Annotated in this window: 9 protein-coding genes; 4 read left to right on the top strand and 5 right to left on the bottom strand. The window is 46.5% G+C overall.

Annotated features, from left to right (window positions below):
• Window positions 1-46: 46 nt before the first annotated feature.
• Together BM607_RS09980 and BM607_RS09975 are read right to left on the bottom strand one after the other, a co-directional pair.
• On the bottom strand, window positions 47-1,381 hold the full coding sequence (locus tag BM607_RS09980; protein ID WP_011845876.1) for a dicarboxylate/amino acid:cation symporter: 1,335 nt from the start codon (window positions 1,379-1,381) through the stop codon (window positions 47-49).
• Window positions 1,382-1,590: 209 nt separating this feature from the next.
• A complete protein-coding gene (locus BM607_RS09975; protein ID WP_071938522.1) occupies window positions 1,591-1,887 on the bottom strand; it encodes a hypothetical protein in 297 nt (98 codons plus the stop codon).
• Between the two features lie 216 nt (window positions 1,888-2,103).
• Between BM607_RS09975 and BM607_RS09970 the strand changes: the two genes are divergently transcribed.
• Window positions 2,104-2,547 carry a GNAT family N-acetyltransferase gene (locus tag BM607_RS09970; protein ID WP_006084032.1) on the top strand — a complete coding sequence of 148 codons (444 nt, stop codon included), beginning with the start codon at window positions 2,104-2,106 and terminating at the stop codon, window positions 2,545-2,547.
• Between the two features lie 127 nt (window positions 2,548-2,674).
• Here BM607_RS09970 and BM607_RS09965 read toward each other — a convergent pair whose 3' ends face one another.
• Together BM607_RS09965 and BM607_RS09955 are read right to left on the bottom strand one after the other, a co-directional pair.
• Window positions 2,675-3,970 carry an aromatic amino acid transport family protein gene (locus BM607_RS09965; protein WP_006084033.1) on the bottom strand — a complete coding sequence of 432 codons (1,296 nt, stop codon included), beginning with the start codon at window positions 3,968-3,970 and terminating at the stop codon, window positions 2,675-2,677.
• Between the two features lie 449 nt (window positions 3,971-4,419).
• Window positions 4,420-6,984: an acylase gene (locus tag BM607_RS09955; protein ID WP_071938524.1), complete on the bottom strand. Its 2,565-nt coding sequence runs from the start codon at window positions 6,982-6,984 to the stop codon at window positions 4,420-4,422.
• Window positions 6,985-7,228: 244 nt separating this feature from the next.
• Here BM607_RS09955 and yjjX point away from each other — a divergent pair, with 244 nt between their 5' ends.
• The 3 genes from yjjX (at window position 7,229) to BM607_RS09940 (ending at window position 11,540) form a co-directional block, all read left to right on the top strand.
• Complete coding sequence (yjjX, locus tag BM607_RS09950) at window positions 7,229-7,789, top strand: inosine/xanthosine triphosphatase (protein ID WP_071938525.1); 561 nt, start codon at window positions 7,229-7,231, stop codon at window positions 7,787-7,789.
• 4 nt (window positions 7,790-7,793) lie between these two features.
• Window positions 7,794-8,843: a bifunctional helix-turn-helix transcriptional regulator/GNAT family N-acetyltransferase gene (locus BM607_RS09945; RefSeq protein WP_083548572.1), complete on the top strand. Its 1,050-nt coding sequence runs from the start codon at window positions 7,794-7,796 to the stop codon at window positions 8,841-8,843.
• A gap of 240 nt (window positions 8,844-9,083) precedes the next feature.
• Window positions 9,084-11,540, top strand: coding sequence for an ankyrin repeat domain-containing protein (locus tag BM607_RS09940; RefSeq protein ID WP_071938526.1), 2,457 nt, complete (start codon window positions 9,084-9,086; stop codon window positions 11,538-11,540).
• 118 nt (window positions 11,541-11,658) lie between these two features.
• Here the strand turns inward: BM607_RS09940 and BM607_RS09935 are convergent, their stop codons facing one another.
• Window positions 11,659-12,861, bottom strand: coding sequence for a serine hydrolase domain-containing protein (locus BM607_RS09935; protein ID WP_071938527.1), 1,203 nt, complete (start codon window positions 12,859-12,861; stop codon window positions 11,659-11,661).
• Between the last annotated feature and the right edge of the window lie 144 nt (window positions 12,862-13,005).

Genomic DNA, 13,005 nt, shown 5'->3' with positions numbered 1-13,005 from the left:
CCGCCATTGGCGGTTTTTTAGTTTCACAGCCAGCAACTGAAGCCAACTAGACTTTGGCGCTATTCTCTGCTGCCGTTTCAAGGGCAATATTTTGCTCGGCTAGCACGGCGCTTTGCTCCGTGTCGGCATTGTAATGCGCCATATCCAGCTCATCTTCAGACTTGGCAATCACAGTTGTCGCCACTAAGTCACCGGAAACGTTCACCACAGTGCGCACCATATCTAAAATACGGTCAATCCCCGCTATCAATGCCACCCCTTCTAAGGGCAGCCCTACGGTTGTCAGCACTAACGTCAGCATCACTAAACCCGCACCGGGAACACCCGCAGTGCCGATAGAAGCCAAAGTCGCGGTTAAAATAATGGTGAGATAATCGACGACAGTCAGGTCGATGCCAAACGCCTGCGCCACAAACAGTACAGTAACGCCTTGGTATAACGCAGTGCCGTCCATATTGATGGTAGTGCCCAGCGGTAACACGAAGCTAGAAATCTTCTTATGAACGCCTAGGTTTTCACTCGCGCACTTCATGCTTGCAGGGAGCGTGCCCGCAGAGCTAGACGTGGTAAACGCCACTAACATGGCGTTGCTAATGCCTTTAAAAAACTGCAGCGGACTTAACTTCGCAAATCCGCGCAGCAAAAAACTATAGAAACCCAGCACGTGGATAATACAGCCAAGGTATACGGCTATGATGACTTTGATCAGGGGCCAAAGCATATCAATACCATACTCCCCCGCCACCCAAGCCATTAGCCCAAAGACGCCGTAGGGTGCGAGTTTCATCACCATGTCAGCCAGTTTGTACATGGCTTCGGCGAGGCTTTCGAACACTTTAATCGCAGGTTTACCGTGCTCGCCAATCAGCACTAATGCGATACCTAAGGCGATGGCAAATACGATGACTTGCAAAATTTGGCCGCTTGCCATGGCCGCAATCGGATTTGTCGGCACTATATCAACCAAGGTATCGACTAATGAAGGCACAGCTTTGGCGGTTTGAGTCGCGCCTTCTGCCAGCGTTAATCCTAAGCCTGCGCCGGGCTGCAGCACATAACCAACAAGCAGGCCGATACTGATCGCGATAGCCGTGGTAAACAGATAAAACCCAAAGGATTTAAAGCCAATGCGCCCCATCTTGCCGGTGTCTTGCATCGACGTAACGCCCACGATCAGCGAGCAAAACACCAATGGCACGATCAGCATCTTTATGGCATTGACAAATAAGGTGCCCAGCGGTTTTAAGCAAGTGGCTTGTTCGCCAAAAATAACGCCGACAATAATGCCTAGCACCATACCAATAACAATTTGCAGCCACAGCGGCACTGACATCCAGCGAGACCAAACACGGCCTAATGCCGACGACTTAGGTTTTGTCATATTCATAACCTTGAATTCGAAACTATGATGGGGCAAAGACCAAAACTAGCGCGCTAGTTTCTCAGTCTACATGAGGCAATCGCCGAGTCTAGCAGAGGGGTTTTCATAGAGGGATGATCTGGGTCACGTTGAGCTAAACTGTCTTAAAATCAGTAACATTAACCAAACTGACCTTGTTAAATTGGCCGCTTAAATGTTAGTTTTTCTGATTAAGCATCAAAATATTCTGTGACTTTATTTGGCGCAATTTGCTGACGATAAAGCGCTGCTGGCGGTTGCTCACGTTCAATCAAATAACTCCAGTAATCGTCATCAAAACCACTGAAAATAAAGTCAGATTTGCCCTTGGCTTTCAGGATCAACCACCACCAAACGAGTCCCCACAAACCAAAACTCAACAAAGTTAAGATAAAATGCAGTCGATGGTTTATTTGCTCATCAGCAGTCAGATCAGCAACGGGCAACACCTTAAGTTTATAGCGGCGTGTCGACTTAACGAATCCCATCATATGCTCACTTAGTTCAGAAAAAGGGCACTAGAGACAAGCCTAGCAGATAAGACTTTAGTCGTACAAAAATCCGCAACAACAATTAAGCTCACTCCGCCAAAACCGCGACTGTCGAACTCGTTATCCCACAATGTTCCATGCTAAAGTAAGCCACAAAATGGTTGTTCACTAAACAAGAGCGGTATTACTCAATAACCGCCTAGGAGTTGTTGTATGTTGATCCGTAAAGCTAAGGCTCAGGACCTCAGTGCCTTAGTCCAATTTAATCAGGCGATGGCCCAAGAAACCGAAGGCTTAGCCTTAGATGAAGCGACACTAACCCGCGGCGTGGGCACGCTACTTGAGAGCCCGCAAAAAGGGTTTTACCTCGTCGCCGAAATTGAAGGTGAGATAGTCGGCTCGCTTATGGTGACATTTGAATGGAGCGATTGGCGCGCCAAGGATTATTACTGGATCCAGAGTGTGTATATTCGCCCGCAAAATCGTCGCCAAGGCATTTATGGCAAGCTCTACAGTGAAGTCAAACAACTGGCCGAAGCCAATGGTGGCGCTGCCAGCTTCCGTTTATATGTCGAGCAAGAAAACCTCGCCGCCCAGCAAACCTATCAAGCCTTAGGGATGAAGCAGAGTTACTATTTAATGTACGAAGAAAAATAAGTCCTTCAATAGCTTATTCGCAATAAAAAAGGATCGGGCCAATGGCACGATCCTTTTTTTACGAGTCACGATTCAGACTAAAAACCTAACGCTAACTCCTCGTTAAGCTTCACTACACTCGCAAAACTTAACGGAAGAAACCAAACAGAATCGCCGTCATCGCCAGTAAACCTGCAATGATCACGAAGATATTGCTGATTCGGCCACGATAGGCTTTTAACGCTGGCACTTTATACACGGCATACATAGGCATCAAGTACAGGATAGCAGCGATAATTGGGCCACCTAAGGCTTCAATCATGCCTAAGATACTTGGGTTGATCACAGCCACAGCCCAGATAGTGACAAACATAAAGCCTAGGATGAACTTGTTGATCTTAGCGTCAGCGACTGATTTGCCGCTTGAGCGTAACTGCTTAACGATCACGCCTTTCATGCCTTCTGTCGCGCCCATGTAATGGCCGAAGAAAGAGGACACAATCGCGATAAAGGCGATTAACGGACCAAAGTAGCTCACAAAACCACTTGAATGCACGTTGGCTAGGTAAGACAGAATCGGTAAGTTCTGCGCTTTCGCTTCTGCCAATTGGGCTGGCGATAACGACAGCACACAAGAGAACACAAACAACATCACAAAGCCCACTAACATCATCGAAGTGTTACGTAAAATCACGTCAGCTTTGCGAGAAGCATTGGCGCCGTGGTCACGTTTCAATGACACTGAAAACTGTGAAATTGCAGGAGAATGGTTAAAGGCGAACACCAATACTGGGATCGTTAACCACACTGTGCCTAAAAATGCACCCGCTTCTGGCACAACTTGCAAGGCATCCATTTTCCATTCTGGGATCAGGTAGAACGACATAAAGGCCAAAATACCCACCAGCGGATATACCAGCAATTGTGTCACTTTCAGCATGAACTTCTCGCCCGCAACCATCACAGCCATCATACCAAGGATCAATACACCCGATAAAATAAAGCGTGGTGGCGATGCCATGCCCAACTGATTGACGATAAAGCTATCGACTGTGTTGGTAATACCCACACCGTAAATTAATACAATCGGATAGATGGCGAAGAAATACAGTATGGTAATGGCTTTACCCGCACCCACACCAAAATGTTCTTCTACTACTTGGGTGATGTCGCTACCGGGAATGCTTGATGAACAAACAAAACGAGATAAACCGCGGTGGGCAAGATAGGTCATAGGACCGATGATCACTGCCATTAGTACGAGAGGCCAAAAGCCGCCCATGCCCGCATTGATGGGTAAAAATAAAATTCCAGCGCCAACGGCTGTGCCAAATAAACTCAACATCCAAGTCGTATCTTGGCGAGTCCAAGGTAAGTGTTTCGTTGAATCTAGATTCTGTGTGCTTTGAGGTGTTCCAAGAACACTGGTCGCATCTTTTTGCATATAAAAGTTACCTTACGGTGTGACTAGCATAATAAATTCGTCGTAAGGATAACCAAAAAAAGCCCATAAAAGTTGATCTGACTCGGCTTTATGTAAGGGAATTTCATAATAAACTGATATTGAGATCTAGATCGCTGATTTAATGTAATAAGCTTTCAATGCAGCAGCAAAAAAAACACATAAAAAACCGCTTAAAGACACAATATTTTTACCTCAAACTAAAACCAGTGACATAGCATAAGCGCCGAGAAAAACACCGAATTGGACCTAGATCACAAAAAGCCACAAAACGAGACCCAATGCCGCATATCGATAGCCAAAGTCGATCAAGATCACATCCGCTAATGTTAAATTTTTACAAATCGCTATCAGTCGAAAACGCCATAAAAAACGGCTCACTGCGGAACCAACTTCGAAGTGAGCCGTTAACGATAAATGCAAAATCAAACTTAAGGTTTCTGTAACGTGAGCTCAGTGGTCGACACCACGGCTGGCGCTATATCAGCCTCTTTGAACAATAACGGACGGAAACTTTTCTCGCTTGAGTACAAGATGCTTTGATCGGCAAACGCAGGCGTTAGGATATTGCTCGACTCAGAGTAAGTTAAAATTCCCCGCGCCACTGGCCCTTCGTCAGTAAAGTTCACCGCCATCATCCAGCTCGACCCATAACGCACTTGGTATCCCTTCGCCGTTAAGCCAGAACTCATCGCCTTGCCAGTAACCACGTCCATCACAGGTGCGTACTTGTGCTGCGGGATTAAAGTGTCGTCACCCGACAGACTGGTCGAGAACACGTTGAATCCACCCTCGGCATTGTGGCTACCCGGCCAAGGTAAACGCGACCCGCTTGGCGTCCCGTCCGGCAGCGATTTCTCCACAAATTGTACCTCACCCAATGGCGCATCTAAGGCAAAACCCGCCGCCTCAAGATTCAGTGCGCTATGGGCCAAGGCCACTAAGGCGCTGCCATCTGTGGTCAAGGTTTTAGGTGTCGTCGCCGCATTGGCGGGATCGAATCCTTGGGTCAACATGGTCGTTTGGCTGAATTGGTGGGCAAACTCACGCAGTAAAGCACCGCCTTTGCTGTCGTTATCTTGCTTACCATTCCACGCTTTTAACGCCGTGCACGCCGAAGTGACATCCTTAGATAAACTCGCCGACACCACAACAGGCGTGCTGCCTTGGGCATCACACTGGGCAATCAAATCAGGCAGCACTAACTCAGCAAGATAACTGCGATTAGACAACACAGCCGCTTCGAGTTCTTCCAAGCTAAACTTGCCATCTGCCCCCGCCGCATCCTGCATTAAGCTCAAGCCCATACGCGTTCGCAGCGACAATTGCCCCGCTTCTGGTCCATACATGGGCGAGAAATAAGTCAGCGGTTCATTCAAGTTAGTCGACCAGAATGAGTCATTGGAGTTTTGCACAAAGTCAGTACGCTCAAGCTTTGGCGCGCGGGCATAAGGTGTTGGGCCATCGAAACTAAACAGCGATGTGTTGCCGGGTAAAATCGTAAATCCGGCCTGCGCCTTAGCCGCTTTAATGTCTGGCGAGGTTTTTAACAACACCACTGCCGATTCAGACAATCCCGGTACTGTCGAGTCGTCGATGTAGAAAGCATTGCCCTCTTTATCGGCGTACATAGTGTTATTGAAGATGACGCCGTCGTAATCCTTGAAGGCCTGTTGGAACTCTTCTTTATTGGTCGCCATGTCCATCGCTAACCAATGGTCAACGGGGTCCATATTGCCCATGTTGGCGTCTTGGATCATAAAGGCGCTGCCATCATCCCAACCAAAAGGCGCTAAAGCAGGTGGCGCTTCAACCATAGGGCCTTTTGCCGTGGTGTAAATATCCTTCTCGGCCACTAACATGCCGGCAGGACCAGCATTCACCAGAATCGATACTGTCTCTTTGGTGATCGGCATTGGTTTGCCATCGAACAGATATTGCATCCGATCGCCCGAGACTAACTCTAAGTTATACATCACAAAATGTTCGGCGGTTGAGAAGGTATGAGTCCACGCTAAATCTTTGTTGAAACCGATATTAATCGGCCCAGGCATACCCACAAGCGAGCCGCCCATCATGTCTAAATGCCCAGGGATCGTAATATGGGACTGCCAAAAACGCAGGTTACCCGTGTGTGGGAAATGCGGATTGCCGAGCACCATGCCTTTACCGTTTTCGGTTTTATCTTTACCTAAACCCCAACCGTTAGAGCCTAATCCTCGGGGATTGGTCTCTGGCGTGGTGAAGCGGGCCGCGCGGGCAATCAACTTAGACTGCATATCGGCCACAAATGCGGTTTGGTCTTGGCTGGGTGCAGGCCCTACGATACGCGGCATATATTCCTGCGCATCCCCCGGGTTAGCGTAAAAAATCAAATCGAGAAAGTTAGCTGCGCCCGGTAACAAAGCGATTGAAAACAAATAAGTCACCACATCCTCTGGCACTATGGGTTTCACCCAAGGCTGACCGCCACAGAAAGGTTCTGCCGTTTGTTTACCCGCTTCGACATCGGCAAGATATTGGTTATAACCAGAGGTAAAACCTTGGATCAGCGCCCGAGAGTTTTCACTAAACTGTGGCCATTTTTCTTCGGCTTGCGCTCTAATCTTTAACGCTTTGTAGGCAAAGTCAGAGATCAAGTTGCCGTTATCTTCCGCTGTGGGTTGGCCCGTAGTGAAGTCAATCGACGCATGGGGGCCAAAGTACATGGAACGCTGCGAGTTAGCCTTAATAAAGCCATCGGCTAACACACATAAATTGTCCTGTGCCTGCGCATAACCACTACCAAAACCTAAGCTTTCTAAGTTATCGGCTTGGATATGTGGCACGCCGTAGGTGGTGCGGCGAATATTGGCTTTGAGTAAACCGTTGGGGGCAAAAGCTTGCAGTTGAGTTTCGGGTTCGGTGGGCGTAGTGCTATCTTCGCTATCGTTACAGCCGGCGAGTATTACACCGCAGGCCATCCCCATAGCGATCACGAGTTTGTTGAATTTCATTATTATTATCTCTTGGTTTTGGTTCCTTCAATTGCCTATCCCAGCCTACATAACTGAAGGAGCAATAGTCATATGTCGCTTCCTAGTCCCTAAGGCTGGCTATTGCCTCCCCTACTGTTGGCTTTTTACTGAGCTTCGCCGACGACTGTGGCAGAATAGAAAACCCAAACGCTTAGACACCTCAGACCATTTAAGCAATGATTCAAACGAGCGTCCACATTAAAAGCTGAAATAAATAACTTATATGCAACAAAACATTATCAAGATAAAAGTGGGTTCTAAAAACCCAGTAAAAATCAACGCGGCAACCAAAGCGATGGCACAACTGTTCCCTGACAGTATCATAGAAGCCAGCGGTATGGATGCGCCTTCAGGTGTTGCTGCGCAGCCAATGACAGATAAAGACACTCGCCAAGGGGCGATTAATCGGGTGCACTACTGTCAACAACAGGATCAACAAGATACTCAAGCCGACTACTATTTTGCGATGGAAGGCGGTGTCGATTGTTTCGACTTTGGCCCAGCCACATTCGCCTATATCGCCATTGGGCATAAAGACCAACTTGCCATTGGCCGCAGCGCAATTTTACCTCTGCCAATGCAGGTTTATCGGGCATTAGAAGCAGGTGAAGAACTCGGGCATGTGATGGATAGATTGTTCAATACCGTCAATATCAAACAAAAAGGCGGTGCCATAGGTTTGCTCACCCACGGCCACGCGACCCGTGAAAGTAATTACACCCAAGCGATTATTCTCGCCATGGCGCCGCTATTAAATCCCGATATTTACGCACAAACTTGTTAGTAACATGTTGCAAGCGCAGTTGAAGCCCGCTAACTTAGTTGTGACATGCAACCAAACCCATTCGACTATGGCTCAAACAGACGCACCATCGACTCCAGATCCAGCTAAGCCTGTGACTCACGCTAAGCAAACGGCGGAATCAGGCTCATCCGCCCAACTCAGGCACTTATCTCGCTATCTGGTGAGGAATTTAGGCATGCTCAACGCCGCCTTTGGAGATTTGCCCCTCTCGCCAGTGCAAGCCCACGCCTTGTTTGAGATAGGCAAGCAGCCGCTGACCATCAAAGAGCTGGCCTGCAAACTCAGCATAGATAAGTCCAATGCGAGCCGAGCCATTAAGCATCTGATTGATAAAAATCTTGCCCTGAGTCAAATTCATCCTCGGGACAGTCGCTGTTTAGTCGTACAACTTACGCCCGCGGGGAAGAAGTTACTCCTGAAATTAGATACTCAACAAAATCAATTATTTCAAGAGATCTTAGCCCAACTGACCCCAGCACAAACCTCACAAATCGAAGAGGCACTCATGTTATATAACCAAGCCGTACATAACGCCAAACACCAAAGTGGCTGTCACATTCGCCAAGCCACAGCCCAAGATGATGCCGCGATTGCCAAAGTCATCCGCGATGTCTCGGCCGAATACGGCTTAACCGCAGATAAAGGTTATAGCGTGGCCGACCCGACCTTAGATTGCCTCAGCCAGATTTACTCCCAAGCGGGCGCCAGCTATTGGATTATTGAATTAGAGGGGCGCATTTTAGGCGGCGCTGGTATTGCGCCGTTAGCCAACAATGAGGGGGTCTGTGAACTGCAGAAAATGTACTTTATGCCCGAAATTCGCGGCAAAGGACTTGCAACGCGCGTAGCGTTAATGGCACTCGATTTCGCCCGCGAAACGGGTTATCAAAGCTGCTATTTAGAAACCACAGCCGCGTTAAATGAAGCCGTAAAACTCTATGAGAAATTGGGCTTTGTGCATCTATCCTCTCCCCTAGGCAACACAGGCCACGACGCCTGCGAAATGCCGATGCTGCTAGAACTTAATAAATAGAATACAAAGCGGAATTCAGACTGAAGTAACAATGCCAAATAGCCATGATTCAACTTGTTTGGCATTGTCAATTTTTATCAAAAAATTGTTATACAGCAAGATGATTTTAATTATCAGTCTTAGGGCATAGTTTTTCTTAACTTAATTGCATTAAAATATGGCAATTTTACCTCGCTCAATTTTTAATAAATTGAAAGGCGTTTGATACCATGTTGTTAACGGCATTAAATAGGGAACATTATGCTCAGTTGGATTTTTAGTAATAAGAAACTCACTCTTCGGGAAATATGCCTAGATAACACACTTTCGACCTCGGCTAAAATAAAGAAAGTTGATCAATTTCTTACCGATAGTGGAGATCTCAATTTTATTGATCTCAATGTTTCGCCCTGTAACATATTAGTTCCTCTATCTTGCCGTCCTCAGTCCGATTTAGTGCTTATAAAATACTTGCTCAACAAAGGCGCTAAAATCGAATGCAATGGCTTCAGTGCCTTGCATTCGGCTATTGAATATAATAACTCTGAACTCGTTACCCTATACCTAGACTCTGGTGCCAATCTTTACTTTCAAAATCAATACAATAATTGCTGGCTCAACTATCTATTTCATCCTAATCCGCAGTATATCTATCAGGATCATCAACGTAGAGATATGATCGATCTTCTACTTACAGCTAAGTTAGACATCAATAAACCGGTGAGCTTTTGGACCAATGGTGAAGTAAACCACCCGCTAGAAATATTATATGATGAACGAAGTAAAGATCTATTCCTGCATATCATTAATAAAGATATCCCATTAGACATTGGTAAATTAAGTCTAATTGAAAATATTATCTCCTCGAGCGGATTTTGGGGGATTGAAGCCTTTGCTCCTTTAGTAAAACGCTTTCCTGAATTTAAAAAGTCCCGTTATATTATGGCCAACGACAGCAGCTTCTGGGACGATGCCAATTTACTAGAGCTTTGTGTTTATGCCAAATCACAAGAATATACTGAATATCTGCTAGACCATTATCCGCAGCTCAAAGCTGACTCCCACGCCAAAAGTTTAGTCTATGCGGCATTGACCTCAGAATTTGACCTTGGCATTATCGAAAAGCTACTTAAGGTCACCGTCGATATTAATCGCATCTATAGGATGACTCCGCCCGAGGCCGACCATTCCCCCTTGCTCAACCAATATCTTGACCTCGCCAAATTTACCGATGTGAATAAACGGAGTTACATCTATCAAGCCCTTGAACTCTTGCTCAAATATGGCGCTAATCCTAATGCCGAATTTGTAAATACGGGTAAAGCCTATGAGATGTTAGTCTGGTCGAACTTACGACTACTGATTTATCCAATGGTCGAAAACAAAACCTTTCTGCCCGAGTTCCTCGATCTGTTCCTGCAATATGGCATGGATATCAATAAAAAATTTGGTGCAGTGGATGAACCGACCTTACTCACCCTCTGCCAGCGTGGTTCAGGTAAAGAAGATCAAGCAACACTTATTCAAGTGATGGAATATCTGCTCACCAAGGGGCTGGATTTAAACCTCACCAATATCTACAACACTAACTATGTGTCTGCGGCGGCTATCTCCTGTCGAACCCAACTACTTGAATGGCTTATTAACCAAGGCGGGGATATTTTTACCCATTGCGGCCATGATAACTCGCCCATTCTACACAAGGCGATTTCGACCTACTGGTGGGATCAAATCACTGGCCCCATGCGACGTAATACTGTTGAACTCTTACTGCGCCACGGAGCTAAAATTGAAGAATTCTCAGTAGATGAGCAATTTACGCCACTCATGTGCGCCTGTTACTACGGCGCGCAGTCCTGCGTAGAAGCGCTACTCGAACATGGCGCAAACCCTAATGCCATCAATGCTGAAGACACCACCCCCGCCCTTTGCGCAGTGATAGGTGGCAGCTCAATCGAGTTTCCTCGCTTTGAATCAACGGCGGTGCGGATCTTAAGGCTATTGCAACAATATGGCGCCGACTTAACAACTGAGAACTGCCGCGGCAATAGCCCGCTGATCGCAGCTATAGAGCAGGAATATAAGGAGATTTTCGAAGCACTGCTGCAAATAGCCTCCTACAGTGAAACTCAGCTTGAGCGAGCACTCGAAGTAGCGGAGCCAGAAAGCTATTTCAGCCGTCGCCTGATGCAACATATTAATGGCGAAACAATGCAACAGCCGACTCAAGTTCACGCCCAGACTGAAACTAAGCCTATCTCAAATATGCAGACAACCGAGACTGCGGATGATAACGCTCCTACTGGCCAACTAGATATAGCGTCTAAAAAGGCCAAATTAGAGGTAAGTAATGCGGCTTCAGATAAAAACCAAATCCCAACGCTGTTCGATCTCAAAACCAAAGTGCAGAGCTTCTTTAAACTTATCGCAAAGGATCCCGATATCACTGTCGCCCAATTTAAAGGCATAGAAGAACAGCTCGATCTGCTGATTGAAAAACTGAATGATTTTAGCTTTTTCCGCAATCAGGCCACCCAAGCGGAGTTTGAAGAAAGCGTGCAGGAATATATCGATGATACGGTCGATGAGATAAACAAGTTAATCGAGGATGATTATCCCGCCCTAACCGAAGCTTTAGTCGATTCAGTCTGGACGATTTTGCAGTACTTTAGGGTTGATATCGAAATTGAAACCGCACTGAGAAAGCGCTTCTGGTAACGATTAGCACCTTAACTACCAACGAGTACCAAGCATAAAGCCCTAACGTTGGGGCTTTATGCTTTCGAGACTCACACCATCTGACTTAGCCGTCTATTAGCCAACATAATGGAGAGACTTAAGGCTTAACATTAGACACTTTAGCAAGCAGTAACTGGCTACGAATGATTTGACGTATCTGATTATGCAGTTCAAATACTCGAGTGCGATCATTAAGATTTAGCGATAGATTTTCCAGCATCACCAGATCCAAATTAAATTCGGGATAATGCAGTGTCATCGACATATAGCCAGATAAATAGCCCGTATGACTGTATTCGACGAGGCCATCGTCCTTATTGATCCTCACCCCATAGCCATAGCGCATATTCGGCCATAAGAATTGGATCTCGGTATACGCCGTTGTCATCCGTTGATAACTCTCTGCGCTCATCAACTTGCCAGAATGTAATAGATACTGAAAGGCGGCATAAGCTGGCGCTGAAGCAATTAATCCCCCTGCGGGCAACAAAGCTTCATCAAGCACTAAGTCAGCAGGGGCAATCACCTCGCTTTCCTGTAAACCTATGGCGAGTGAAGGCACTTTGGCGCGAATAGCCTCAATACTGCCAAGCTCAGCACTCAGGCCATTAAACTGGTATCGCGTTGCAAACTGCGCCACTTGCTCGGCAAAGGATTGGTGATTGACCTTCTCAAGCACTTGCCCTAAAAGTGAATAACCGAAGTTGGAGTATTCAAATTGGCTACCCGGCTCGAATCGATTGGCCTTACCCAGTTTATCGACGCCCGATGTATGAGTCAGCAGTTGGTGTAGCGTAATCCGCTCGTCATAACGACTGGGATTTAAAGCGTTTGCACTTGAATTTGTACCCGCCACAGTGCCTTTTAGTGCCTCGTTATCTCCCTTCGCATCACCAAAAAGGTAATGATTTAGCGTTTGATTTAAGTCGAGTTTCCCCGCATCGAGTGCCTGTAATATCAAGGTTGCAGTGATTTGTTTAGAGAGCGATGCCATCACAAAGCGCGAATCTTGACTAATACCTTCGCCCTTTTGCAGTTCAAACTGCGGCTTGCCCTGCTCAAGCAGGATAACACTGCCACTAAATGGCTGTGGCGAATCCTTTATCGCGGCTTGGATTAAGATCTTAATCTCCGCCACCTTCGATACTGAAGATGCGGTTTGGCTTTCAACGGCAATCGACTTATCACCTTGCACGCTCTGCGCTTTTTCAGTCCCAGTCTCTAGTAATGCGGCAATACTATTGGCACTTGGAAATAATAAAAAACCAGTAAACAGGGTACTGATAACACTCAAACGCATGGGTTATCCTTAACGTAATTGGCCAATGGCCAGATTTGAAAGCGGCAAGCATATCACAAGTTTTTTTAGTGTTGCTGTGTTTGAAATTTGGAATGACAGTCTGGACTGAGCCTTTAAAAGTGAATGGAGTTGACCAGTACAGAC

The sequence above is a fragment of the Shewanella sp. SACH genome (assembly GCF_001887095.2).
Taxonomy (GTDB): Bacteria; Pseudomonadota; Gammaproteobacteria; order Enterobacterales; family Shewanellaceae; genus Shewanella; species Shewanella baltica.
This window is presented reverse-complemented; position numbering and strand designations above follow the sequence as displayed.

Bases quoted from the DNA above. Each gene is read 5' to 3' on its own strand.
- BM607_RS09945 (WP_083548572.1), top strand. From the start codon at position 7,794: ATGTTGCAAGCGCAGTTGAAGCCCGCTAACTTAGTTGTGACATGCAAC.
- BM607_RS09940 (WP_071938526.1), top strand. From the start codon at position 9,084: ATGCTCAGTTGGATTTTTAGTAATAAGAAACTCACTCTTCGGGAAATA.
- BM607_RS09970 (WP_006084032.1), top strand. From the start codon at position 2,104: ATGTTGATCCGTAAAGCTAAGGCTCAGGACCTCAGTGCCTTAGTCCAA.
- BM607_RS09965 (WP_006084033.1), bottom strand. From the start codon at position 3,970: ATGCAAAAAGATGCGACCAGTGTTCTTGGAACACCTCAAAGCACACAG.
- yjjX (WP_071938525.1), top strand. From the start codon at position 7,229: ATGCAACAAAACATTATCAAGATAAAAGTGGGTTCTAAAAACCCAGTA.
- BM607_RS09975 (WP_071938522.1), bottom strand. From the start codon at position 1,887: ATGGGATTCGTTAAGTCGACACGCCGCTATAAACTTAAGGTGTTGCCC.
- BM607_RS09935 (WP_071938527.1), bottom strand. From the start codon at position 12,861: ATGCGTTTGAGTGTTATCAGTACCCTGTTTACTGGTTTTTTATTATTT.
- BM607_RS09980 (WP_011845876.1), bottom strand. From the start codon at position 1,381: ATGACAAAACCTAAGTCGTCGGCATTAGGCCGTGTTTGGTCTCGCTGG.
- BM607_RS09955 (WP_071938524.1), bottom strand. From the start codon at position 6,984: ATGAAATTCAACAAACTCGTGATCGCTATGGGGATGGCCTGCGGTGTA.